Source organism: Peribacillus sp. NPDC097675, assembly GCF_050277655.1.
Lineage (GTDB): Bacteria > Bacillota > Bacilli > Bacillales > DSM-1321 > Peribacillus.
This window is the reverse complement of record NZ_JBNNSK010000007.1, coordinates 100,336-122,826: the sequence shown is the minus strand read 5'-3', so window position 1 is coordinate 122,826 and position 22,491 is coordinate 100,336. Positions and strand designations below refer to the sequence as shown.

The following is a 22,491-nucleotide window of genomic DNA, read 5'->3' as shown; positions in this document are numbered from 1 at the left end:
AAATATCCTACTATACTATAGGATTCCCCATTTGTATCCTATGGAATTAAGTGAATAAATATATGCCTGATTTGTAGAATAAATATTATATTAGATGATTTTCTTGTTTTACATACCCCGACAAAAGTATAACGAATATAACTGTAAATCACAACCGATATCTGAAAATCGGCGTATTTTTGTGCGTATTTATTGACTGTAAGTTTGAAAAGGTTTAGGATAAACTGTTAATGATAGCGAGGTGGAACGATGTATCCAATCATTGAATTTTGCGTAAGTAATCTGGCCAGTGGGTCTCAGGAGGCTTACGAAAGATTAGAAAAAGATCCTAATTTAGATATTATCGAATATGGTTGTCTAGGATATTGTGGTAAATGCTCCAGTTCCTTGTATGCCCTTGTTAATGGCGAAGTGGTTTCTGGAGATACAACGGATGAACTGGTAAAGAATATATATACATTCATTGATGAATATCAAAATCAAATGTTTTAATCATCATTAAATGAAAGAAGGCTGCTCAATCATGAGCAGCCTTCTTTGTAGGTAAGATGGAGAGGATATTAGGCATGTGCGGCGAGATTACTTGTGACAGACTCTTCCTTGATTTCATGCCAGCGGTCTCTCGCCATTTTGATAATGGACGCTTCCATGGCATTTTTTTGCCTCTCGAGTACCATGGAAAAATACTTGACCGCTGCCTGCGTATTCCCGATTCTCTTGGATATATCTCCAGCAAGGTATAGAATTCTGACTTCTGATACTTGTGTACCGCTGAAGTCCCCGGTTGAATAGGATGCTTCATATTCCAGAAGGGCAAGCTTTAGAAATCTTTTTTCCTGTTCTTGTTTTTTTTGAAATCTATATAGCCAGGCAATCCGTAAAAGAATCCCCGCCTGGATAATATGCTTTTCTTTTTTTAATGCACCGCAATAGCTGGCAAGCTTGTAGGTCTTGATTGCATCTTCGATGGAACGCTCATCGCTGAAATGATGGGGATTCCATTTGGAGCAGACTTTTTCCTCGATGTCTTCCTGCGTGGTAGGTGGAAAATAGCGAGAGAAATCTTCGGAAAAGGAAAAACCACAGTGAGGACAGACATGAATATAATAGTAAAGAGTGTTGGCGGTCGGGTCCTTATATATGGGACAAAAATCAGTATCATAGCGAGCCACTTTAATAAAGCGAGAGCGTATTTTCTTTGTTGTTGATGGTTCTTTACAATGAAGACATTCTATACTTTTGTCATATAGAGGCTGTAATTCTTCGATAGAGATTACCCCCTTAAGTAAAATCTTTATTGTGTCTAATTACACAGGTAATTATACCTATTATTCGGAATTTAATCCAGTTTTTTAATAAACTGTGGGGGAATGGGCATCTGGAAAAAATAATTTTTCAAGCTGGAAAATTGAGCGGGGTAATTTCTTTGGTATATACTATAAATAAGGAAGATTCTATCTCACATCTTTAGGAGAGGGAGCGATTTAATATGAGTGAAGTTGTACAGATAACGGAAGCTGCTGCTTTTCAGATAAAAGAAATGATGAAGCAAAATGAAGAAGAGGGATCCTTTTTACGAGTGGCTGTCAAAGGCGGGGGCTGTAGTGGATTATCCTACGGGATGGGATTGGAACAAGAGCCTGGCGAGAAAGATGATAAGCTGGAGCAATTTGGGATCAAGATCCTTGTGGATAATGAAGATGCTGCCATCTTGAATGGTACGGTAATCGATTATAAACAAACCATGATGGGTGGAGGATTCACAATCGAAAACCCAAATGCGATTGCGTCTTGCGGTTGCGGATCTTCTTTCAGGACGGCTACTGAAAAAGGTACGCCAGAGAATTGTTAAGTAATAGGTATGAACCATTGAAAAAAGGGGAGTACATTCGTGTAACGGGTTCGGTTGATTGAGAGAAAAATACTAAAAGTGTTGCAATTAACAGCTCAATTTATAAATGTTTTAACAGTAAATTGACAATGTGAATGGCAAGCAAAAACGCTCAGTGGTTTCTTAATCTGAGCGTTTTTTGGTATTATTTACTGTACTTATTTAACTAAAAAAAACTGCACTTTAATTACAAATTGAACAACCTTGAAATGATTTCATCGCTTCCTGGAGAAAACATAAATAATGAGAACGATATACATAATAATCCCATGAGTATCAAAACAAATCTTTTTTTCCTGAATATCCCTTTAATCACTAAAAATAAACCTAAAAATAATATCAAGAAATACCAAAATCCCATCATTTTCCTCCTAAATTAACTTAATATTATGACGTTACTATTAACTAAAAATTTCCGTTTCTTTTACTACATTAACATTTTAGCATAAATACCCAATTATCCTTTCGCTTATCCTTTTTAAAAAATTCGCTTGATTTCAAGCGAGCTACCTTAGATAAATTATGACTTTTAAATCAAATATTTTATTTGCTGTGCAGGTCTTTCCATTATCCACTTCACAATGGTATTAGCACAGGTTTCAACAACACCGCATAAATTTATGTGATTCCTCCAATTGGTATGAGGATTAATGTGCGAATTAGTGTGCTAAATCTGCAAAAACATAGATATAACTACAAAAATAGGGACACCAATTCATATATGAATTATGTCCCCAATAACGTTGCTATTTAATGTTTTCTCCCCAGTAACCGAACCCGTTAACATTTGTGCCCCCCTTTTTTAGTGTTGGATTAAATGTGGTTCAAGGCTTCCTGGATGGTGTCATTACCACTATGGATCTCGAATATTTTATTGAAGGTATTTTTTTCAGAAATGGCTTGGGCTAGAACCGAAGCGACATCCGCTCTTGGAATGGAAGTATCAGCATGGTCGACTTTTTTATCTGCCTTAATGGTCCCTTTCGCTTGTTCATTGGTTAAGGCGACTGGACGAACAATGGTGTAAGTGAGCCCGCTTGCTTTCAAATGTTCATCCGCATCATGCTTGGCTTCGAGATAGTGCTGCATTCCCTCAGGACCTTGTTGCGGTTGATCAGAACCTACTGAGCTTAACATGACAAAGCGCTCGACACCTTTTTTCTTAGCAGCGTCTATCAGTTTAATTGCCCCATTCTTATCCACAGCTGTGGTCTTATCAGGTCCGGTCTTTGGTCCTGAACCAGCAGCAAAGACAATGGCATCCATGTTATCCACCGCTTTATCCACATTTTCCTCCAAATCTGCGAGTACAGGGTGTCCGCCCAGATCTTTGATCCCTTGTGCTTGTTCCTCTTTACGAATCATCCCATATACTGTATTCTTCTGATCTTTTGATAATTCTTCGATAATTTTCTTACCGGTCGTTCCATTTGCACCTGCTATTAAGATATTCATGAATGTAAGCTCCTTTCTCTTTCTTCTCTTATTTCTATTACCCTTTATAAAACGGGAAGAAAACATTTCAAGCACATTGTGGATAACTATCAATTCAAGTTATCCACAATATAAAATTGTGGATAAATAAAAAAACCGGCTATATGAAGAGCCGGTTTTGACGTTCTATGGAGTGTATGCATATTAAAACATGGATGAGCTGTGCATGGGTTGCACTTTTGCTTTTGGATCAATATATTGCTTCGCATGATTGACTGCCGTGGGTGCTTCACCGAAGCCACTTGCAATTAGCTTCACTTTGCCATCATATGTTGCGATGTCACCAGCCGCATAGATTCCGGGGATGTTTGTTTCCATTCTGGAGTTAACTAAGATGCTGTTCTTCTGTATATCGAATCCCCATTCTTTAATGGGACCAAGAGAGGATATAAAGCCATAGTTGACGATGACTGCATCGACGTCCAATGTTTCGGTTTCTTCTCCATTTGTATTCTTTAGCACGACCGTATGGATTTGATCTTCCAAACCAATTAAATCTGCAGGTATGTAAGGAGTTTTCACTTCTACTGTAGAATTTCTGAGATTATCGACACTATGTTCATGGGCACGGAATTTATCTCTTCTATGGACAATCGTTACCTTTTCGGCGATAGGCTCGAGCATGAGTGCCCAGTCCACTGCGGAGTCGCCTCCCCCGAAGACCACCACTTTTTTACCTGCGAAATGATTAAGGTCATCAATGAAATAGTGAAGGTTTTTGCCTTCGTATTGTTGTGCCTTCTCCAGTTCGATGCGTTTAGGTTGGAAAGCTCCGTTTCCAGCTGTGATAATGATGGTTTTGGAATAATGGATTTCCTTATCGGTGGTTAACTTGAAGACTCCATCTGCCTGCTTCTCTACTTCTTGAACGGCTTGTTCCAAGACGACGGTTTGATCGAATTTCGCCATCTGCTCTTTTAAATTATTGACCAAATCCTGTGCCAGGACTTTAGGAAAGCCTGCGATATCATAGATGTATTTTTCTGGATAAAGTGCTGATAATTGTCCACCCAATTGGGGAAGACTTTCAATGATTTTGACTGAAGCTTGTCTCATGCCGCCATAGAAAGCGGTAAATAAGCCTACTGGTCCACCGCCAATAATGGTAATATCATATACTTTTTCATTTACATCCAACGCTATCCCTCCGATAAACTAGGTTTGTTGAAATTCTTTCTTTATTTTAACATAGTTGAAGTTAAAGAAAACGAATAAGTTTTTTGAAAAATGAGAAATTTAAGCCGGCAAATAAAGCATACTATGTAAAGAAGAAATTTAACGATGATGAAAGAAACTGATTTCTTGAAAAAATGTGAATGAAGTATAGTTCGTTTAATGGCACTATATAATTTTTTTAGGAGCGGCAATTAGTGAAAAAAATCACATATGAATAGAATTGCCTTTTTTAATGGAAATTAAGCTTATCGAATGATTTTGTTAAGAAGATATCGCAAGGGAGGAAGATTACTTGAAAAAACCATCGATCGTTATTCTGGGGGCAGGCTATGGAGGCTTAATGACCGTAACCCGATTGCAAAAGGCATTAGGACACAATGAAGCAGAAATTATTTTAGTTAATAAAAATGATTACCATTATGAAACAACTTGGTTGCATGAAGCATCTGCTGGAACGCTTCATCACGACCGTGTGCGCTATCCAATCAAGAATGTCATCAATAAGAGCAAAGTGAACTTCATTCAGGATTCCGTTCTAGAAATCAAGACGGAAGAGAAAAAAGTGATTCTTGAAAATGGTGAAGTCTCGTACGACATCTTAGTGGTAGGACTGGGTCCAGAATCAGAAACATTCGGTATTCAAGGATTGAAGGAATATGCCTTCTCGATTTCCAATTTGAACTCGGCCCGGGAAATCCGGGACCATATACAATTGCAATTTGCTACCTATAGCTCTGAGCTTGAAAAAAATGAGGATCGCTTGACGATCGTTGTCGGAGGGGCCGGTTTTACGGGTATAGAATTCCTTGGGGAGTTAGCCAACCGTGTTCCAAAGTTGTGTAAGGAATATGATATCGATCCCAAAAAAGTCCGAATGTACTGTGTAGAAGCCGCACCCGCGGTCCTTCCGGGATTTGACCCTGAATTAGTGGATTATGCCGTTTCCTACCTGGAGAGAAAAGGTGTAGAATTCAAAATCGGCACCCCAATCAAGGGAGCTACGCCGGATGGGATCATCGTAGCCAAAGGAGAAGAGGAAGTCGAGGAAATCAAAGCAGGAACTGTAGTTTGGGCAGCAGGAGTACGTGGCAATTCTGTCATTGAAGCTTCAGGATTTGAAGCAAGCCGTGGACGTATAAAAGTGAACCTTGATATGCGTGCTCCAGGTCATGAAGATATCTTCATCGTGGGCGATTGCTCATTGATCATCAACGAAGAAATTAACCGTCCATATCCTCCAACTGCTCAGATTGCGATGCAGCAAGGTGAAGTCATTGCAAAAAATATTACCAAATTGGTGCGTAACCAAAGCGACCTGGAAACCTTCACCTTCGAAAACAAAGGTACAGTATGTTCACTTGGTGAGCATGATGCGATCGGGGTTGTGTTTGGTAAGAAGGTGACGGGCAAAACCGCTTCATTCATGAAGAAAATGGTGGATAACCGAGCGTTATTGTTGATTGGCGGTGCGTCATTGGTGGCCAAAAAGGGTAAATTCAACATCTTGTGATCTTTATAATAAAAGTTTGGAGCCATTCAGGGATTTTTCCCGGGAGGGCTTTTTTCTATTGCGTATGACTGAAAAAAAAGGTTTATAATACAAATAATGATAAATAAGGAAGTGGGAGAATTGGAACGCTGTAAAAATGTCTGGCTGGCCGTATCAGGACTCGTGATATCCGAAAAAGGCGAATGGCTAGTCGTTAATAAACGGTATGGAGGATTAGAAGGCCAATGGTCTCTTCCTGCGGGTTTCGTTCGACATGATGAAACGGTAGATGAGGCGGTGGTCAGAGAAGTACTGGAGGAGACAGGCATTCATACGGAAATCGAAGGTATGGTAGGAGTCAGGAGCGGAGTCATCAAAGGGGAGATAAGTGATAATATGTTGGTGTTTTTACTCAAGCCACTTAGTTTTGAAGTGATCCCGCAAATGAATGAATTATATGAAGCCAGGTTTTATGATCCTGAAGCCCTTGTCGCCGAAGGGAAGCAGTCTGTTTTATTGGAACAGCTTTTATCCTTTAAGAAGGAGAGAATGCAGACGATGCTTGACGGGGTTAATCCCGGCAATCAGTTTGGATATACGTCATATAAATTATTTATGTGACGTCATGCTGTTTTGTTAGTTATTATTTGGTATTATGACATTGACGCACCAATTATGTATTCTGTAAACTAAAAGTGGTTCTTTCAAGGAGGTCTAGCATAATATGCCATTACCAGTTTTGATTATCTCCATACTCTTATTTTTTGTATTGTTTTTCGGGATAGGCTTTTTACTTAACATGCTTTTTCGATCGTCATGGATCATGGTCATCCTTTTTCCAATCGTCTTCATTGTCATAGTCAATAAAGCTAAGTTGATTGAGTATTTCAGACAACCAGGAGACTCATTTTCAGAACTAGGAACAAGATTAGCAGCTCTTCATGCGGCAGATTTGATGATTCTATCAAGTGGTCTAATCGGTGCAATCGGAGCAGGAATTACGATTAAGATATTGAGAAACAAAGGGTATCAAATGTTTTAAATATGAAGGGCTGTCATTTACTGACGGTCTTTTTTCTATTTTTATAGTGATATGTGGTCATTTTTTGGTCTAAATGAATACTTTCTCTCAGGATAGGGAAGAAATATCCTTGTGAGAGGAGTGGAACAACATACATATGAGAATCATACGGACATTATTTTTGCGAATTGCTATTATCCTTTTGTTTATCTTAGCTATTGAATCTACCGTAAATCATGTTTTCGGTGCCATGCCTGGAGTTCATCCATTGGAAGAAACGGTCAGGTATAACAAAGTGTTCGGGCTTGAATACAAAGCCTTTCATAAAGGGAGCCATAGAGCGACAATCGTAGCGTCGGCCACCAAAAAAAGTGAGGGACCTGCCACGATAGAAGAGGCAATTGAACTTTCAAAGTATCCCAAACATAAAGTATTGGCGACAGGGTATACAGCCGGCTATGAATCAACCGGAAAAAATCCGGAGAGCCCTTCTTATGGTGTTACCTATTCAGGGGTAAAGGTAAAAAGGGATATGTTTTCAACGATTGCTGCCGATTTATCCGTGTTTCCGATAGGTACGATCCTTTGGATTCCTGATTACGGATTTGGGGTGGTGGCAGACAAAGGCGGGGCGATCAAAGGGAATCACCTTGATCTATATTACGAAACGGTTCAAGAAGTGTATGAGAAATGGGGAAAGAAAACCCTTGAGGTGTATCTGGTGCAAAAAGGGAATGGGCGCTTTTCTGAAGAACAGTTACAAAAGTTGAATGAAATGAAGGCGAGGCAGGTTTTCACCATTGCTGAAAAAGCATCCGATAAAAAACTGTCTTCATATGCCTTCTAAGCTAATGAATTTTCAAAAAGCTGACTCAATGACTGAGTCAGCTTTTTGGCGTCAAACATTAAAGGATATGAAGGTAGGCTTCCGGATGAAGCGTACGGGCAAGTTTGGACAACCCTTCTAGCAATCTGGGAGAGGGACGGCAGAATAAGGGTTCTTCCATGATATGAATCCGATTGGCTTGGACGGCCTGCATTTCGGACCAGCCCTTCCGTTTCTTGATTACTTCAGCATTGACCTTGTGTAAAGGGACGCCGACCCATGCTAAGCAAATATGGTCGGGGTTCTTCATTCGCACTTCTTCGGAAGGGACCTGGATGCTGGCCATGTCCACCTCTTCAAAAAGGTTATACCCTCCGGCCAAACGGCTGATTTCCGTTAACCAGTTGACCCCGCCTGGACTGAATAGGGGATTGGGCCACCATTCCCAGTATAGGGAGGGGATGGTGGCGATGCTGTCGGCTACGGTTTTATATCCCTGGATGGTTGAACGGAATTTGGCAGCCTGTATCGAGGCCATTTCCTGTACATGAACGGCTTCGCCTAAGGTCAGTAAATCCTGGGCAATGTCTTCAAGTGATTGCGGGTTGAAAATGATATGGGGGATACGACGCTTTTTGAGTGCTTCGATATTTTTCTCCATACCAGGAACGCTAAGTGACGCAAGGACAAGATCAGGACGTAATGATTCTACTAAATCAATATTGATGGATAGATCTGGGCCGACTTTAGGCAGATGTTGAAGGGAGGCAGGCCAATCAGAATAGTCATCGATGGCGATTAAATGGTCTTCGATTCCGAGATATGTACAGAGTTCGGTATTGCTTGGGCATAGAGAAATTATTTTCATTAATTAGTCACCTACCCTTGAAAGATAAAAAAATGAAGAACAAGTGCAATGAATACTCCAGTCAAAGCTCCGAAAAAGACTTCAATCGGCTTATGGCCCAGTAATTCCTTTAATTGCTGCTGTTTTTGTTTTTCCTCTTTTTTCTGCCAATTTTTCGCTTGTTGTACAAAAAGATTAAAATCTGTGACAAGCTGATTCAAAACGGCAGCCTGTTCTCCTGCCTGCCGCCTTACACCTGTTGCATCAAACATCGTGATGATGGCAAAAACAGTGGCAACAGCAAAGACGGGGGAATCCATGCCCATTTCGATTCCCACGGCTACCGTAAGTGCAGTCACGGCCGCAGAATGGGAACTGGGCATACCGCCGGTAGAGTTAATCAGCGACCAATTCCATTTATGAAAGGCAATAAAGTGGATCGGTACTTTAATGAATTGAGCAAAGAAAATGGCAATTAAAGCGGCTATTAAGGGGAAGTTCATGAAAAATTCCAAAAGTTTCAGCCTTCTTTCCATTTATAAAGTAACGTTGAGACTTAATTAGAGGAAGCGGATACTGTTTAATCTTTATATCTTTATAATACTTCCATCATATCCAGTCAATTCCCTGCCAATTAGGGAAAATATGTACTTTCTTATACTATTTCTCTAAAGGGAGGCTTTCTAAACTACTTCTTTGTGTGCCTGCGAAATAAAGCGGGGGTCTATGAAAAATCAAGACGTTTATAAAAGTGCCCCGGTAAAGCTCTGACAAGGATTCTTTAGCGGGACACCGAATATGTATAGTAATAGTATGTTTTATAAGGGGAGATATTATTGTCCAATTCAAAAGATAGTGTTAGTTCCATTGTACGTACTGGAAAAATAGAAGATTCTGATTCGATTTTAGACATACAGAAATCCGTTGTTTCAGAAGGAGAGTTTCTTATTCCGTTAGCTCCCGAGTTCAACAACACATATTCTCAACAGAGAGAATGGGTTCAGAGCATATTGGAAAATGAAAAAGAAACATTAATAGTAGCTGAAAAAGAAGGTGAAATCATTGGCTGGATCGTATTCCAAATGACCAAAAATAGAATGCGATTGTCTCATACAGGCACTTTTGGAATGATGATAAGTAAACGGTACAGAGGATTAGGTATTGGAAGCATGCTGCTAAAAGCATTATTGGATTGGGCAGAGAACCATCCTTCCATCGAAAAAGTGAGTTTAGGTGTTTTCTCATCGAATCATGGGGCTCTTTCTTTGTATAAGAAAATGGGCTTTCTTGAAGAAGGTCGTAAGGTTAAAGAATTTAAGATGGGTGAAAATGAATATGTCGATGATATTCTCATGTATAAATGGGTTCAGTAATTGTTCCTATCATGTTTTTTTGGTGAATGAGGACGAGGGGATATTGTTGCAATCATGCTTTTTCAAATCTACGTTGTGCATTGAATTCGGAAATTTCGGGGAATTCCGTTATAATAGAAATAATTGAATGGAGGAATAGAAGAATGTTTACAGTGAAAAATACCTTGAACTTAGATATGACAGATGAATGCTTGTTGATGGGTGTGTTTGATCGACCTATTAAATTTACGGGCATTGGGCAAGAAGCGGATGAAAAGTTAGATGGACACCTTACACAATTGGTGAAAGATGGTGAAATCTCTTCCAAGAAAAAATCAGTCGCGAAAATACATACATTAGGTAAACTAGGCGTGAAGAAGCTGATTTTTGTCGGTTTGGGAAAAGAAAAGGATCTTTCTTTCGAGACATTAAGGGAAGCTTTAGGGAAGGCACGTAAAATGTTGGCTGATTCTAGGCTTACGACTATGAGCATCGCTTTGGATACCTTCACGACTGAACAATTGGGTGCCCTGGATGTAGCGCATGCTTTTTCCGAAGCATTTGAACTAGCTGGCTATAAATTTGCCGGCTACAAACAGAAATCGAACCAGGTGGAAAAAAATATAGAATCAATCACGGTTTATAGTGAGTGTGATATGGAAGAAGTAGGAGCGGCCCTGCATGTCGGGCGGGTATTTGGAAAAGCGACGAATTCAGCGAGGACGTTAGTTAATACACCTGGAAATTTACTGACTTCAACGGATTTAGCGAACTATTCCAAGGACTTGGGTGACCGGTATGGATTCGAGGTTGAAATCCTCAAGAAGGAAGATATGCTCAAGCTTGGTATGGGAGCCCTTCTTGCAGTGAATCAAGGGTCGGTTGAACCACCGAAAATGATCGTCCTCAAATATCAAGGTAAAGAAGAATGGACAGATGTAATCGGGTTGGTCGGAAAAGGGATTACCTTCGATACAGGCGGTTACTCGTTAAAAACGAAGACCGGAATCGTTGGAATGAAAACGGACATGGGTGGAGCAGCAGCTGTTTTGGGCGCTATGGAAATCATAGGGGAACTTGGTCCGGATCAAAATGTCGTAGCCGTCATTCCTTCTACCGATAACATGATCAGCGGAAATGCCTTTAAACCAGATGACGTGATTACAGCCATGAGCGGTAAAACCATTGAGGTGTTGAATACAGATGCCGAGGGAAGGCTTGTATTGGCGGATGCCGTGACGTATGCGAAGCATCATGGTGCAGAATACCTTATTGATGTGGCAACCTTAACGGGTGGCGTCATAACGGCCTTAGGCAATGATATGACAGGTGCCATGACCAATAACGTAGATTTCTATGAGCAGGTCCAAAAAGCCTCTGAGGAAGCCGGAGAGCCGATGTGGCGTCTGCCAATTACCGAAAAAGATAAAGAGCGTGTGCGCAACAGCAAGATTGCGGATTTGAATAATTCACCAGGTGGAGCGGGACATGCCATAATGGGCGGTGCCTTTGTCGGTGAATTTGCCGAATCTACACCATGGGTTCATCTCGATATTGCCGGAACCTCCACGTCAGTGAGTGCGAATGAACTGGGAACTGCCGGTGCGACTGGAGTCATGACCAGGACGCTTGCCCTTCTGGTGGAGACTTTCAATTCGGAGAAGAACTAGCATCATTGACCGAAGCCGGAACGTGGCTTCGGTTTTTTTATGCTACAGATTACTAATTACTCCACTTTAAATTGATGATGATATGGCAGTTTACTTCTCCCGACTTTGGATAAAAATCGAAGCGGATCCCATCAGGATTGTACTTGATATCGGGTACCGTTTTAACTCCCGTTTTTTTTATCATGTCTGTGACGGCAGCCGTTTTTGATTCTTGTGCCGCGGCCATGAGCCTAGTGGAAAATGGTTTGGATGTGGCAATCATATCCACGACTTTTTTTGCATCGTCCATTAATGATTGTGAAGACTTCGCCGATTGAATGAGGAGGTCAGGGTTCCTCATGGAGAAAGCACGAGTTAACTCACCTTCTGTTTTATAATCATTCTTATCCCCATCGTCGTTCGTGCGAAATCCATCCGGGTCATTAAAAAAATAAGGGATCTCACCCAATAGATAGCCTCCCTTTCCCAAGTCTTGCTATAGACAGGGTAATTATATAGGTTAAAATATGAATGAATGTTGAAGATTATGATAGCGGTTTTAGAAAGTCCATTTCTTGTTTGTGAATAGAAACAAATACACACTATTATTTGTAAATGCTTGCATCCAATGGTATACTTACTTACCTTAAGTAAGTGGGTAGAACCTCACTAATAAAACTAAAAAAATAGGTGATTATACTATGAAAATAACGAATCAAATCAAAAACCTTTTAATAGATAAAATGAAAATCTTGAAAACCCCTGGTAAGGATGATCTATGCCTAGTGGGCCCTGTTAATCTACCTGTTAAGCAAGGGGAATTCTCTGCTGTCTTTCAATGGTATACGTGGCTTCAGCTCGAAGGTGAAGACAATGGGAAGGAAGATGTACTCGAGTCTCTTTCACATGCTAACTTAGCTTTTGGCCAGCAATCATCGGTGTTGGTATATGGTGACTTCGAGAAGGCAGAGAATGCGCTCGTCCGTATGCATAGCATCTGTCATACGGGAGATATTTTCGGCAGCCAGCGGTGCGATTGCGGGTACCAACTTCACCAGTCGATGGAGATGATCGTTGAGGCCGGAAATGGCGCCATTTTTTACCTTGCGGACCATGAGGGAAGAGGGATTGGACTATTTTCGAAATCCCTTGCTTATTTGCTTCAGCAAGAAGGATATGACACCGTTGAAGCGAACAATGCCTTGGGGTTTGAAGATGATACAAGATCTTATGAAGGAGCAATCACTGTATTGAAAGCCCTGCGTGATCAACCGGTGACGTTGATTACGAATAATCCTAAAAAGCTATCTGCGCTTAAAGAACATGGACTTACTGCAAATAATCATATCCCGCTTTGGGGCGGTTTGACAGATACGAATAGTTTCTATCTGGATACGAAGATCAAGAAATCCGGACATATCCCGCAAGAGGATCCTACTTTAATTGTGTGAAGGGGAGCTGTATTGATGAATAATGATGAATATTACATGAAGATGGCCTTGGAAATAGCCGCTAGTGCTAAAGGCAAGACCAATCCAAACCCTATCGTCGGGGCTGTTATCGTGAAAGACGGTGTGATTGCCGGTACGGGAATTCATCGTAAAGCGGGCGAACCACATGCGGAGGTTCATGCCTTTAAGATGGCTGGAGACTATGCCAAAGGTGCCACCCTATTTGTGACCCTTGAACCTTGTTCCCATTATGGAAAAACACCACCATGTGCAAACTTGGTGAAGGATTCGGGGATTAAGCGGGTCGTAGTGGCGATGGAAGATCCAAATCCAGAAGTGGCAGGGAGAGGGATTGCCCTCCTTAGAAATGCGGGCATCGAAGTGGAAGTAGGCATTTTGGAAAAAGAAGCACGAAGGTTGAATGAACGATTTATCCACAATATGACAACTGGGCGTCCTTTTGTTCTGTCCAAATATGCGATGACGCTCGATGGCAAGCTTGCGACGCATACTGGTCACTCGAAATGGATTACCGGGGAACAATCCCGCCACTCGGTCCATTTGCTGCGTAATGAAGTCGATGCGATACTAGTTGGCATCGGAACGGTACTGGCTGATAATCCATCCTTGACGACCCGGCTTCCTGAAGGCGGGGGCAAAAATCCAATCCGCATCATTTTGGATAGTGAACTCCGTGTGCCCTTAGAGGCCAATGTCGTCCAAGTCGAGGAAGCAAAAACAATCATAGTTACGCATGAAGATGCCTCATTAGAAAAAATTTCGTCCCTAAGCGAAATGGGGATTGAAATCATGATGGTCCCGAGAACTGATGCGGGATTGGACTTAGAAATCATGATGGACGAACTGTACAAAAAAGGGATAACGGATATCTTGCTTGAAGGCGGAAGCGAGGTAAATGCCTCCTTCTTAAGAGCGGGCCTCATCAATAAATACTTCATCTATGTAGCTCCTAAACTATTAGGAGGAAGAAATTCGCTTACTCCATTTACAGGGGACGATGTGGATACAATGGATGAAGCCTTGGATGTTTCCATCTCTCATGTAGACACGTTTGGGGAAGATATCCGCATTACGGCTTATCCTAAATCAAAATAGACAACAGGTGAGAAGCATGGTGATCAAAACGGATGTATGCATTGTAGGTTCAGGTCCTGGTGGGGCGCTTTTAGCCTATCTTTTGGCCAAACAGAACATTTCAGTCATCTTACTTGAACGGAACAGAGAAGTCGCACGAGAGTTCCGGGGTGAATTCTTGAACGAAGAAGGAGAGGGCATCCTTAAAAAGCTTGGCTTATTTCCGAAAGTGGAAGACTTGGGTTTACTTAGAATAGAACAGATCGAATATTGGCAGGATGGCCAACTTCTAAAAGAAATTTTTCCTGACGTGTACCAAGATAATCTTGGTATCCATGTGCCTCAAAATCATCTGCTGAAGGTGATTGTCGATGAAGCCCAAAAGTTAGATTCCTTTCAATTGATGTTGAATACGAGAGTGACTGATCTCATTCAGGATGAAGCAGGGCAGTTTTGTGGTGTGAAAGCCTTGAAGGATGGGAGCGAGCTCATCATTCAAAGCCCATTGATCATCGGTGCGGACGGAAGGTTTTCAACGGTTAGAAAAAAAGCGAAAATCCCTGTGGCAGTGAAAAACCACGGGTACGATTTACTCTGGGCTAAAATACCGGCTCCTTACGGTTGGAAGCCTTCCATCAAGAATGCATTGGTCAATGGTTCACAGCTAACCCTGTTCACTCAGGCAAAAGGTTTCATCCAGATTGGATGGAATATTGAACATGGTTCGTACCCACAGCTTCGGAAACAGCCTTTTGAACCTTTCATTGAAAAATTGATCAGGAATTTCCCTGAGTTAGGGAACGTGGTCCGAGAACATATCCAATCCTGGCAGGACTTCATTTTATTGGACGTTCATAGCTGCCAGTGTGAAACGTGGGCAAAAGACGGCGTTTTGCTATTGGGGGATGCCGCCCATACAATGACGCCTACTGGTGCTTTCGGTCTCAACTGTGCCCTGGGGGACGCTGATTTATTGGCCCAGCAAATTCACCATTGCATCACAGAGGGAGATACCAAATTCATCGGATTGGTAAGGGCGGAGCCCAAAAGAAGAGCCTACATTGAAAAGGTGCAGGCCTTGCAGGTGGATATGGAGAAATCTTATGAATCCTTGTTTACCGCATATGTCTAAATGGAGAGTGAAGAAGATGAGATTTGGTTTTGATATAGATGATACACTGATTAACTTAAGGGAATATGCATTCCAGTTATATAATGAAAAGCTCAATAAAAATGTGGAGCTAACGCAATTCAAGGCTCTGAAAACATTGGAAATCCATGAATTGTTTGATATGAGCAAAGAAGAAGGCGGAAAGATGTGGAACAGTCTTGCCGAAGAAATCTATTATTCATCTTGTCCAGCATTCGAGGGTGCAGTGGAAACATTACAAGAGCTTGCAAGCGAAGGACATGACATTTTTTATATCACAGCAAGGAAATCCGAGCATGGTGAACGAACGAAACAATGGATGATTGAAAAGGGATTTCCTGTGAAGGATGACCACTTTTATTGCGGCATGAAGGATCATGAAAAAATCGAAACGATTAAGAAATTGGAATTGGATTATTATTTCGATGATAAACCGGCCGTTCTTGAAACATTAGTCGGGATTCCTACGAAGGTATACGCCATCGATAATTCCTATAATCGGGAAATGACCATTCCGAGACTGATGAACTGGTCAGAACTGAAACAGATCTTTTCCAAGTGAATGAAATGAAGGGTGACTTGAATGAACTCAGGTCCCCCTTTTTTATTGATAAAAAATGAATGGTTATTCATTTTCTTCTGTTATAACTCAGGAATACGAGGTAGAATGGTATTAAAGGTAGATTTTATTATGAAAGGGAGGACGACAATGGATATGAATGTAGAAAATTCGTTGATTGGTACGCTTGGGATAGAGATGAAGGAATTGAGTAATGGAAAAGTCATTGCGACAATGCCTGTTGATGAGCGTACCAAACAGCCTTTTGGTTTACTGCATGGAGGCGCATCGGTCGCCTTGGCTGAATCTGTGGCAAGCATCGGTGGTTTCCAGCTGGTCGATGGCACAAAACAAGCGGTCGTCGGGCTTGAAATCAATGCAAATCATGTTAGAAGTGTACGCTCAGGGATTGTTACGGCAGAAGGTAACATCCTTCACCGTGGGAAAACCACAATGATATGGGACGTAAAGATTCGGGATGAAGATGGAAACCTGGTCTGCGTTTCGCGATGTACTTTGGCAGTCATAGACTTGCCGAAGTGAGGAACTAAAAGCGGAATGATAAAAGGGGCTGTCCCAAAAAGGGTAGTTAAGCCTAAATTGAATAAATAGAGAGAGGCAGAAATGTTGATTTAACAACATTTCTGCCTCTTCAATTTTGTGTTATTCTACTCAAAAAAGGTCCTATGAGACAGGCTCTTTTATGGGTTTCATCGTCTTTTCTTCAAGTCATCCTGGACGCTTTGGTCCCACATTTTGACGCCGGAATGATAGGCGGATCGGTTGATCAAATGTCCAGCTACGGGGCTGGTCATGAAAATGAAGAAGATGGCCAGTAAGACGCGAAAATCGAAATGGCTGTGCTTGTAATAAAAATAAAGAAGGGTACCAAGCAAGATGAACATGATACCAAGGGTTGAACTTTTGGATACAGCATGATTCCTTGTATACACATCAGGCAGCCGGATGATACCGAAAGCTGAAACTAAAAATAGAAAGACGCCGATCAAAATAAAACCGGCCGATAGGATTTCAACGATTTCGGTCATCTTCGATTATCTCCCCTTTCTCCAGGAATTTAGCGAAAGCGACCGTTCCGATAAACGACAAGATACCGAGCAACAGGATGGCTTCAAGATATGCTTTCGTATCCATGACTACAGAAGCGAGAGCGACCAGTGCGATAAGGTTGATTCCCATTGCATCAAGGGCGATGACGCGATCAGGCACGGATGGCCCTTTAATTAACCGGTACAAGAATCCAAGCATGGATAATGAAACACCAAGCAATGCGATTTTAAGTAAAAGTGCAAACATTATTTGCTCACCTCCATGATCGCTTTTTCAAATGTATATTTGATGCTGTCGACGGCTTCCTCTTTATCAGCGATATCCATCGCATGGATATAAAGGACGCGATTGTCTTCCGAAACCTCAACTACCAGTGTACCCGGGGTCAGGGTGATTAAATTTGATAGGATGGTAATCTCCCAATCCTTCGTGAGTACCGTTTCGTATGCGAATATACCTGGCTTCATATCGAGCCTTGGCTTCAATACGACTTTAAGTACGCTAATATTGGATAATAATAGTTCCCGGGCAAAAATCAAGATCAGCCGGATGACGGCATACACTCGGTTGAGATAAAAACGTCTGGTGAAAAAATGGCGGAAGAAAAACATGATGCCAAGCCCTAAAGCATAGCCAATGATAAAGGTGCTTCCGTTAAATTCATTTTTTAGAAACATCCAGATGATCGCCAGGAACACATTCAGTAAAATTTGAAAGGACATCAGGCACTACTCCTTTAAAACCGCATCGATATAAATATCGGGATTGATTAGTGTGTCAACAGCATGTGAGATGAAAGGGTAAACCGCTTCTGTCCCGACACCGTATAAAACGGATAGGGCAACAAGAAGGACCGCCGGAAAAAGCATTTTATTAACGGTTGATTTATCAAGGGTATAATCTGCTTTTGGAGTTCCCCAGAAGCCGTGTATGAAAATTTTCATCACCGAATATAAGACCATCAAGCTTGATAGTAAGACCATCGCCAACCCAATATAGGCTCCTTTTTCGGCTGCACCTTGAAGAATCATTAGTTTGCCGGCAAACCCACTGAAGGGAGGGATACCCGCCAATGATATGGCTGCGATAAAGAAGGTCCAGGCAAGCCCCGGATATTGCTTGATCAGGCCACCCATATTCCGTAAATCATCGGATCCACTGATTTTAATCATGATGCCGACCAATAAGAAGAGTGCCGCTTTGATCAACATATCATGAATGATATACAAGATTGAACCGGATAAGGCTGGCTCGTTCATCAAAGAGATTCCGAAGATGATGACACCGACGGCGATGATGATATTATAGATGATGATTTTTTTAACATCCCAATAGGCGATTGCGCCGATAACCCCCACGATAATCGTCAAGATTGCAAGGATTTCAAGGAACAGATGCGTAAAGCTTTGATCATGGTGGAACATGAGTGTATAGGTCCGGAAAATGGAATAAATCCCAACCTTGGTCAATAAAGCTCCAAATAAAGCCATCACAGGGATGGGCGGAGCGTAATAAGAACCAGGAAGCCATTGGAATAACGGGAAAATGGCTCCCTTTAGGCCAAAGACAATTAAGAAACCGATGGCGATGACCGATAGGATTGCTGGCTGTCCGGCCTCTGCGATCCGTTGACTCAGGTGAGCCATGTTCAACGTGCCAAGGACGGAATACAGATAGGCGACCATGATGACGAAAAAGGATGAGGAAAGCACATTGACGATAATGTACTTCAGTGATTCCCTCAGCTGGATTTTCGTCCCTCCCAATACAAGGAGTACGTAGGAAGCCATGAGCATCACTTCAAAAAAGACGAACAAGTTGAAAAGGTCACCGGTAAGGAATGCCCCGTTAACACCAATCAACAAAAACTGAAAGATCGGGTAATAATAATAGGTCTCGCGTTCTTTACCTATGGAATAAAACGAATAAATCAATATCGCAAAACCGATGATATTGGTTGTTAATACGAGTAAGGATGAAAGCATGTCAGCGACGATCACAATTCCAAACGGCGCTTTCCAGCTGCCGACTCCCAGTGATAAAATGCCTTGATTATACACGGATATGACTAAATAAACGGCTAAAGCAATTCCGATAAGGGACGAAATTAGCGAAATCCCTCTTTGAAGCTTAATATGTTTGGCGAATAAAATAAGAATGATCCCTGTAAATAGCGGTAATAAAACAGGCATGAATGGTAGATTAATCATTAGTGTCCGTACCTCTCATTTCTTCCATATCATCCGTCCCCAGTTCCTGATAGGTCCGGTATGCGAGCACCAGTAAGAAGGAAGTGACGCCGAAACTGATGACAATCGCCGTTAAGATGAGTGCTTGGGGAAGCGGATCAACATAAGATGTCACTTCATCACCAAGCAATGGAACAGATCCACCTTTTAAACCACCCATCGTTAAAATCAAAAGATGGGCTCCGTGACTTAGCAACCCTGTACCGATAATGATTCGCAAGATGCTTTTGGAAAGCATCAAATAGGTTGCACACATAAATAGAATTCCTATGACAATGGCCATTAAAAGTTCCATTATTCACTCTCCCCTATCGTTTGAATAATGGTCATCGTGACACCAACAACCACAAGGTAAACCCCTAAATCAAAAAGTACCGCTGTATGAAGCGAAATATGACCAAGGATAGGCAGGTCGATATATCGATACACATGGGTCATGAGCGGAACCCCGAAAAGAAGCGAACCTGCTACAGTCAGGGCCGAAATGAGTAAGCCCGTCCCTATCATCATTTTATAGTCGATCGGCAAGATTTCGGTGACTGTAGTAATATCATAAGCAAGCAACAGCAAGACGATGGCCGCTGATGTCATCAGGCCGCCGACAAATCCGCCCCCCGGCGAGTAGTGGCCACCCAAAAAGATGGAAACGGAAAAAAGCAGGATAACAAAAGCTGCTACCTTTGTTACGGTTTGAAGAATCAAGTCATTTTGTTTCATGATTTATCTTTCCTCCCCGTCAACCGCAATTTAATCATTGCGAAGATTCCAAGCGCTGCAATGGAGAGAACACTTATCTCGAACATCGTATCAAGTCCACGGAAGTCTACGAGAATGACATTGACGACGTTTTTACCTCCTGCTTCCTTATAGGCATTATCAAGGTAATAACTTGAAATGGAATCAAATAGCTTATTGCTATGGGCCGATAAAGCGATTAAGGTGACGATTACTCCGACCCCAATCGATATCAAGGCATTATTCAGCCTGAATGCAATTCGCTCTTCCTTCCGGCTTGCAAGTAACGGCAAATGGTAGAAACAGAGCAAGAAAAGCGCGACGGAGATGGTTTCTATGACCAGTTGCGTTAATGCCAAATCGGGTGCACGGAGTAAGACGAAAAATAGGGAAATCGTATAACCGACCGCTCCTAAGATGATGATGGATGTTAACCGCGATTTGGCAAACAGAATGGCAATCGACCCAATCACGATGATTGCCGCCAAAACGACTTCATATATCCCGAATGGGGCAAAGTTTCCAGTTTCGAATCTAAATGCATCCTTCCAATAAAGGGAAAAGCCCAAGGAAAGGATGAAGAATAGGAAAATTGACAGTAAATAGTTCCGAATCGAGCCGGTCATTAAAAATTTCATGATGGAAGAAGCGGAACGTTCCATCGATTTTAACCCGTGATCATAAAGGGCGTTTAACGAGAAACGTTCTGGAACCCAATGATAGACTTTGCTCCATTTGGATAACGTTTTGTATAAAATGATGCCGATCACAATGATGCCGATGGTCATCCATAATTCTGGTGTGAATCCGTGCCAGAAACCAATATGTACATGAAATGCTGAATCTACTAGGCTTGGCTGGATGCTAGCCACAGCCGGTTGAATAATTGTAGAAGACAGTAGGTTAGGGAAAATCCCGAATACTAGGACCAAAGAAGCAAGGATCATCGGAGATATCAACATGCCAATCGGTGCTTCATGTGGTTTCTTATCCAAATGTTGAAGTTTACCTGTAAAAGGCTTAAGAACAACAATCATGCTGTAGATGAAGGTGAAAACACTCGCGACCCAAGCCACTACCGGGAACAATACTCCCCATGTCTCCATATTGAATACATCCAGTTCTAACACATTCACCATGGCAGCAAGAAACATTTCCTTACTTAAGAATCCATTGAAAGGAGGCAACCCTGCCATCGAAAAGGCACCAATGACGGCTACCGTAAAGGTAATCGGCATCAGCTGCATCAATCCGCCAAGCTTGCGGATGTCCCTTGTCCCGGTCTCATGATCGATAATACCGGCCACCATGAATAAGCTTCCTTTAAAGGTTGCATGGTTAATCAAGTGGAAGACGGCGGCGACAGTCGCAGCCAGGTATATATTGTCTCCTAGTGTGTCATAGTGAAGAGCCGCGGCTCCAAGTCCCAGTAACGACATGATCAATCCAAGCTGACTGATTGTTGAAAATGCGAGAACTCCCTTTAAATCCGTCTGTTTCACTGCAGAGAATGAACCCCAGAATAAGGTGATCAAACCGGCCATCGAAACGAGCCAGAACCAGGTACCGGATTCCGCAAATACCGGGCTTAGACGGGCAACCAGGTAAATACCGGCTTTAACCATCGTTGCAGAATGGAGGTAAGCACTGACAGGTGTCGGTGCTTCCATCGCATCAGGAAGCCAGATATGGAATGGGAACTGAGCCGATTTCGTGAAGGCTCCAAGCAAAATGAGCAAAAGGGCCGGAGTGAATAATGGATGATGTAACAGTTCTCCACTTTGCGCTATCAGTTCCCTTATGCTGAATGTGTTTCCCATAATGGAAAGGAGTACGATCCCCCCGAGCATGCTCAAGCCGCCAAAAACGGTAATCAGTAGCGATTTTTGGGCTCCGTATCGAGACCGCTCCCTCTCGTTCCAATATCCAATGAGTAAAAAGGATGACAAACTCGTGAATTCCCAGAACGAATAGAGGACGATCAGGTTGTCGGAAAGGACCACACCAAGCATGGCTCCCATGAATAGTAAGAGAAAGACGTAAAACTGGTTTAGTTTTTCTTTCTCTTTTGATAAGTAAAAGATGGAATACAAGATAACGAGTGAGCCAATCCCCGTAATGAGTAGGGCAAACAATAGTCCCAGCCCGTCCACATAAAAGTCAATATGAATTCCGAGAGAAGGAATCCATGAAGCCCGTTCCGTTAAGGTTTCTCCCTGTTTGGTCAGAGAAATAAAACGGGAAAAATAACTAAAGAGAAGAACGGGTAAAATCAATACGAACCAGCCAGTATGTATTTGACGCAAGTACTTGTATAAAACCGGTATTAAAATGGCCAATAGAAAAGGTGATAATACCGCCCAATGAAGCAAAGACATAAACTCCCCCCTTATAAACGAAGTCATCGCCTTATTATGCTTTTTTTTACACAATCTT

General features: G+C 41.9%; 26 protein-coding genes. 13 read left to right on the top strand and 13 right to left on the bottom strand.

The annotated features are described in order from the left end of the window. Positions 1-249 precede the first annotated feature (249 nt). Positions 250-492 (top strand): YuzB family protein, encoded by a 243-nt coding sequence (locus ACQKL5_RS11935; RefSeq protein WP_427608967.1) that lies wholly within the window; start codon positions 250-252, stop codon positions 490-492. Between the two features lie 68 nt (positions 493-560). Here ACQKL5_RS11935 and ACQKL5_RS11930 read toward each other — a convergent pair whose 3' ends face one another. Then, a complete protein-coding gene (locus ACQKL5_RS11930) occupies positions 561-1,268 on the bottom strand; it encodes a DUF2225 domain-containing protein (protein ID WP_427609161.1) in 708 nt (235 codons plus the stop codon). Between the two features lie 221 nt (positions 1,269-1,489). Here ACQKL5_RS11930 and ACQKL5_RS11925 point away from each other — a divergent pair, with 221 nt between their 5' ends. After that, a complete protein-coding gene (locus tag ACQKL5_RS11925; RefSeq protein ID WP_402962886.1) occupies positions 1,490-1,852 on the top strand; it encodes a HesB/IscA family protein in 363 nt (120 codons plus the stop codon). Between the two features lie 852 nt (positions 1,853-2,704). Here ACQKL5_RS11925 and ACQKL5_RS11920 read toward each other — a convergent pair. Continuing rightward, a complete protein-coding gene (locus tag ACQKL5_RS11920; RefSeq protein ID WP_427608966.1) occupies positions 2,705-3,346 on the bottom strand; it encodes an SDR family oxidoreductase in 642 nt (213 codons plus the stop codon). A 183-nt stretch (positions 3,347-3,529) separates the two neighbouring features. Continuing rightward, positions 3,530-4,522 carry an NAD(P)/FAD-dependent oxidoreductase gene (locus tag ACQKL5_RS11915; RefSeq protein ID WP_427608964.1) on the bottom strand — a complete coding sequence of 331 codons (993 nt, stop codon included), beginning with the start codon at positions 4,520-4,522 and terminating at the stop codon, positions 3,530-3,532. Positions 4,523-4,853: 331 nt separating this feature from the next. Here ACQKL5_RS11915 and ACQKL5_RS11910 point away from each other — a divergent pair, with 331 nt between their 5' ends. From ACQKL5_RS11910 to ACQKL5_RS11895, 4 genes are all read left to right on the top strand, one after another. Then, positions 4,854-6,071, top strand: a complete 1,218-nt coding sequence (locus tag ACQKL5_RS11910) for an NAD(P)/FAD-dependent oxidoreductase (protein ID WP_427608962.1) — start codon at positions 4,854-4,856, stop codon at positions 6,069-6,071. Between the two features lie 120 nt (positions 6,072-6,191). Then, positions 6,192-6,671: an NUDIX domain-containing protein gene (locus ACQKL5_RS11905; RefSeq protein ID WP_427609159.1), complete on the top strand. Its 480-nt coding sequence runs from the start codon at positions 6,192-6,194 to the stop codon at positions 6,669-6,671. A gap of 103 nt (positions 6,672-6,774) precedes the next feature. Then, complete coding sequence (locus ACQKL5_RS11900; protein WP_427608960.1) at positions 6,775-7,092, top strand: YuiB family protein; 318 nt, start codon at positions 6,775-6,777, stop codon at positions 7,090-7,092. A gap of 136 nt (positions 7,093-7,228) precedes the next feature. Continuing rightward, the gene (locus ACQKL5_RS11895) at positions 7,229-7,918 is read left to right on the top strand and encodes a 3D domain-containing protein (RefSeq protein WP_427608958.1); all 690 of its coding nucleotides are present in this window, start codon (positions 7,229-7,231) and stop codon (positions 7,916-7,918) included. Positions 7,919-7,976: 58 nt separating this feature from the next. Here the strand turns inward: ACQKL5_RS11895 and ACQKL5_RS11890 are convergent, their stop codons facing one another. Both ACQKL5_RS11890 and ACQKL5_RS11885 read right to left on the bottom strand, forming a co-directional pair. Then, on the bottom strand, positions 7,977-8,765 hold the full coding sequence (locus tag ACQKL5_RS11890) for a cobalamin-binding protein (protein ID WP_427608956.1): 789 nt from the start codon (positions 8,763-8,765) through the stop codon (positions 7,977-7,979). 11 nt (positions 8,766-8,776) lie between these two features. After that, positions 8,777-9,259 (bottom strand): divergent PAP2 family protein, encoded by a 483-nt coding sequence (locus tag ACQKL5_RS11885; RefSeq protein ID WP_427608954.1) that lies wholly within the window; start codon positions 9,257-9,259, stop codon positions 8,777-8,779. Between the two features lie 321 nt (positions 9,260-9,580). Between ACQKL5_RS11885 and ACQKL5_RS11880 the strand changes: the two genes are divergently transcribed. Next, a complete protein-coding gene (locus ACQKL5_RS11880) occupies positions 9,581-10,117 on the top strand; it encodes an N-acetyltransferase family protein (protein ID WP_427608953.1) in 537 nt (178 codons plus the stop codon). A gap of 143 nt (positions 10,118-10,260) precedes the next feature. Further along, positions 10,261-11,766, top strand: a complete 1,506-nt coding sequence (locus ACQKL5_RS11875) for a leucyl aminopeptidase (protein WP_427608951.1) — start codon at positions 10,261-10,263, stop codon at positions 11,764-11,766. A 52-nt stretch (positions 11,767-11,818) separates the two neighbouring features. Here the strand turns inward: ACQKL5_RS11875 and ACQKL5_RS11870 are convergent, their stop codons facing one another. Further along, positions 11,819-12,214 (bottom strand): hypothetical protein, encoded by a 396-nt coding sequence (locus tag ACQKL5_RS11870; RefSeq protein ID WP_427608949.1) that lies wholly within the window; start codon positions 12,212-12,214, stop codon positions 11,819-11,821. A gap of 232 nt (positions 12,215-12,446) precedes the next feature. Between ACQKL5_RS11870 and ACQKL5_RS11865 the strand changes: the two genes are divergently transcribed. The 5 genes from ACQKL5_RS11865 (at position 12,447) to ACQKL5_RS11845 (ending at position 16,543) form a co-directional block, all read left to right on the top strand. Beyond that, complete coding sequence (locus ACQKL5_RS11865; RefSeq protein WP_427608947.1) at positions 12,447-13,196, top strand: GTP cyclohydrolase II; 750 nt, start codon at positions 12,447-12,449, stop codon at positions 13,194-13,196. A 15-nt stretch (positions 13,197-13,211) separates the two neighbouring features. Then, a complete protein-coding gene (gene ribD, locus ACQKL5_RS11860) occupies positions 13,212-14,312 on the top strand; it encodes a bifunctional diaminohydroxyphosphoribosylaminopyrimidine deaminase/5-amino-6-(5-phosphoribosylamino)uracil reductase RibD (RefSeq protein WP_427608945.1) in 1,101 nt (366 codons plus the stop codon). A 16-nt stretch (positions 14,313-14,328) separates the two neighbouring features. Next, the gene (locus ACQKL5_RS11855) at positions 14,329-15,423 is read left to right on the top strand and encodes an FAD-dependent monooxygenase (RefSeq protein WP_427608943.1); all 1,095 of its coding nucleotides are present in this window, start codon (positions 14,329-14,331) and stop codon (positions 15,421-15,423) included. A 16-nt stretch (positions 15,424-15,439) separates the two neighbouring features. After that, positions 15,440-16,003 carry a 5' nucleotidase, NT5C type gene (locus ACQKL5_RS11850; RefSeq protein ID WP_427609157.1) on the top strand — a complete coding sequence of 188 codons (564 nt, stop codon included), beginning with the start codon at positions 15,440-15,442 and terminating at the stop codon, positions 16,001-16,003. Between the two features lie 153 nt (positions 16,004-16,156). After that, complete coding sequence (locus ACQKL5_RS11845; RefSeq protein ID WP_427609155.1) at positions 16,157-16,543, top strand: hotdog fold thioesterase; 387 nt, start codon at positions 16,157-16,159, stop codon at positions 16,541-16,543. A gap of 167 nt (positions 16,544-16,710) precedes the next feature. On the opposite strand, the gene mnhG is transcribed toward ACQKL5_RS11845, so the two are convergent. Genes mnhG through ACQKL5_RS11810 form a run of 7 tightly spaced genes read right to left on the bottom strand, consistent with a single transcriptional unit; the run spans position 16,711 to position 22,433 of the window. After that, the gene (gene mnhG / locus ACQKL5_RS11840; protein ID WP_402962953.1) at positions 16,711-17,049 is read right to left on the bottom strand and encodes a monovalent cation/H(+) antiporter subunit G; all 339 of its coding nucleotides are present in this window, start codon (positions 17,047-17,049) and stop codon (positions 16,711-16,713) included. Next, positions 17,033-17,317 carry a Na(+)/H(+) antiporter subunit F1 gene (locus ACQKL5_RS11835; RefSeq protein ID WP_402962956.1) on the bottom strand — a complete coding sequence of 95 codons (285 nt, stop codon included), beginning with the start codon at positions 17,315-17,317 and terminating at the stop codon, positions 17,033-17,035. Before ACQKL5_RS11835 ends, mnhG begins: the two co-directional genes overlap by 17 nt. Further along, a complete protein-coding gene (locus ACQKL5_RS11830) occupies positions 17,317-17,793 on the bottom strand; it encodes a Na+/H+ antiporter subunit E (protein WP_427608942.1) in 477 nt (158 codons plus the stop codon). Before ACQKL5_RS11830 ends, ACQKL5_RS11835 begins: the two co-directional genes overlap by 1 nt. Positions 17,794-17,799: 6 nt before the next feature. Continuing rightward, positions 17,800-19,281, bottom strand: a complete 1,482-nt coding sequence (locus tag ACQKL5_RS11825; protein ID WP_427608941.1) for a Na+/H+ antiporter subunit D — start codon at positions 19,279-19,281, stop codon at positions 17,800-17,802. Beyond that, positions 19,274-19,615 carry a Na(+)/H(+) antiporter subunit C gene (locus tag ACQKL5_RS11820; protein WP_427608939.1) on the bottom strand — a complete coding sequence of 114 codons (342 nt, stop codon included), beginning with the start codon at positions 19,613-19,615 and terminating at the stop codon, positions 19,274-19,276. The genes ACQKL5_RS11825 and ACQKL5_RS11820 overlap by 8 nt, the downstream gene beginning before the upstream one ends. After that, on the bottom strand, positions 19,615-20,037 hold the full coding sequence (locus ACQKL5_RS11815) for a Na(+)/H(+) antiporter subunit B (protein WP_427608938.1): 423 nt from the start codon (positions 20,035-20,037) through the stop codon (positions 19,615-19,617). The genes ACQKL5_RS11820 and ACQKL5_RS11815 overlap by 1 nt, the downstream gene beginning before the upstream one ends. Further along, complete coding sequence (locus tag ACQKL5_RS11810; protein WP_427608937.1) at positions 20,034-22,433, bottom strand: Na+/H+ antiporter subunit A; 2,400 nt, start codon at positions 22,431-22,433, stop codon at positions 20,034-20,036. The genes ACQKL5_RS11815 and ACQKL5_RS11810 overlap by 4 nt, the downstream gene beginning before the upstream one ends. Between the last annotated feature and the right edge of the window lie 58 nt (positions 22,434-22,491).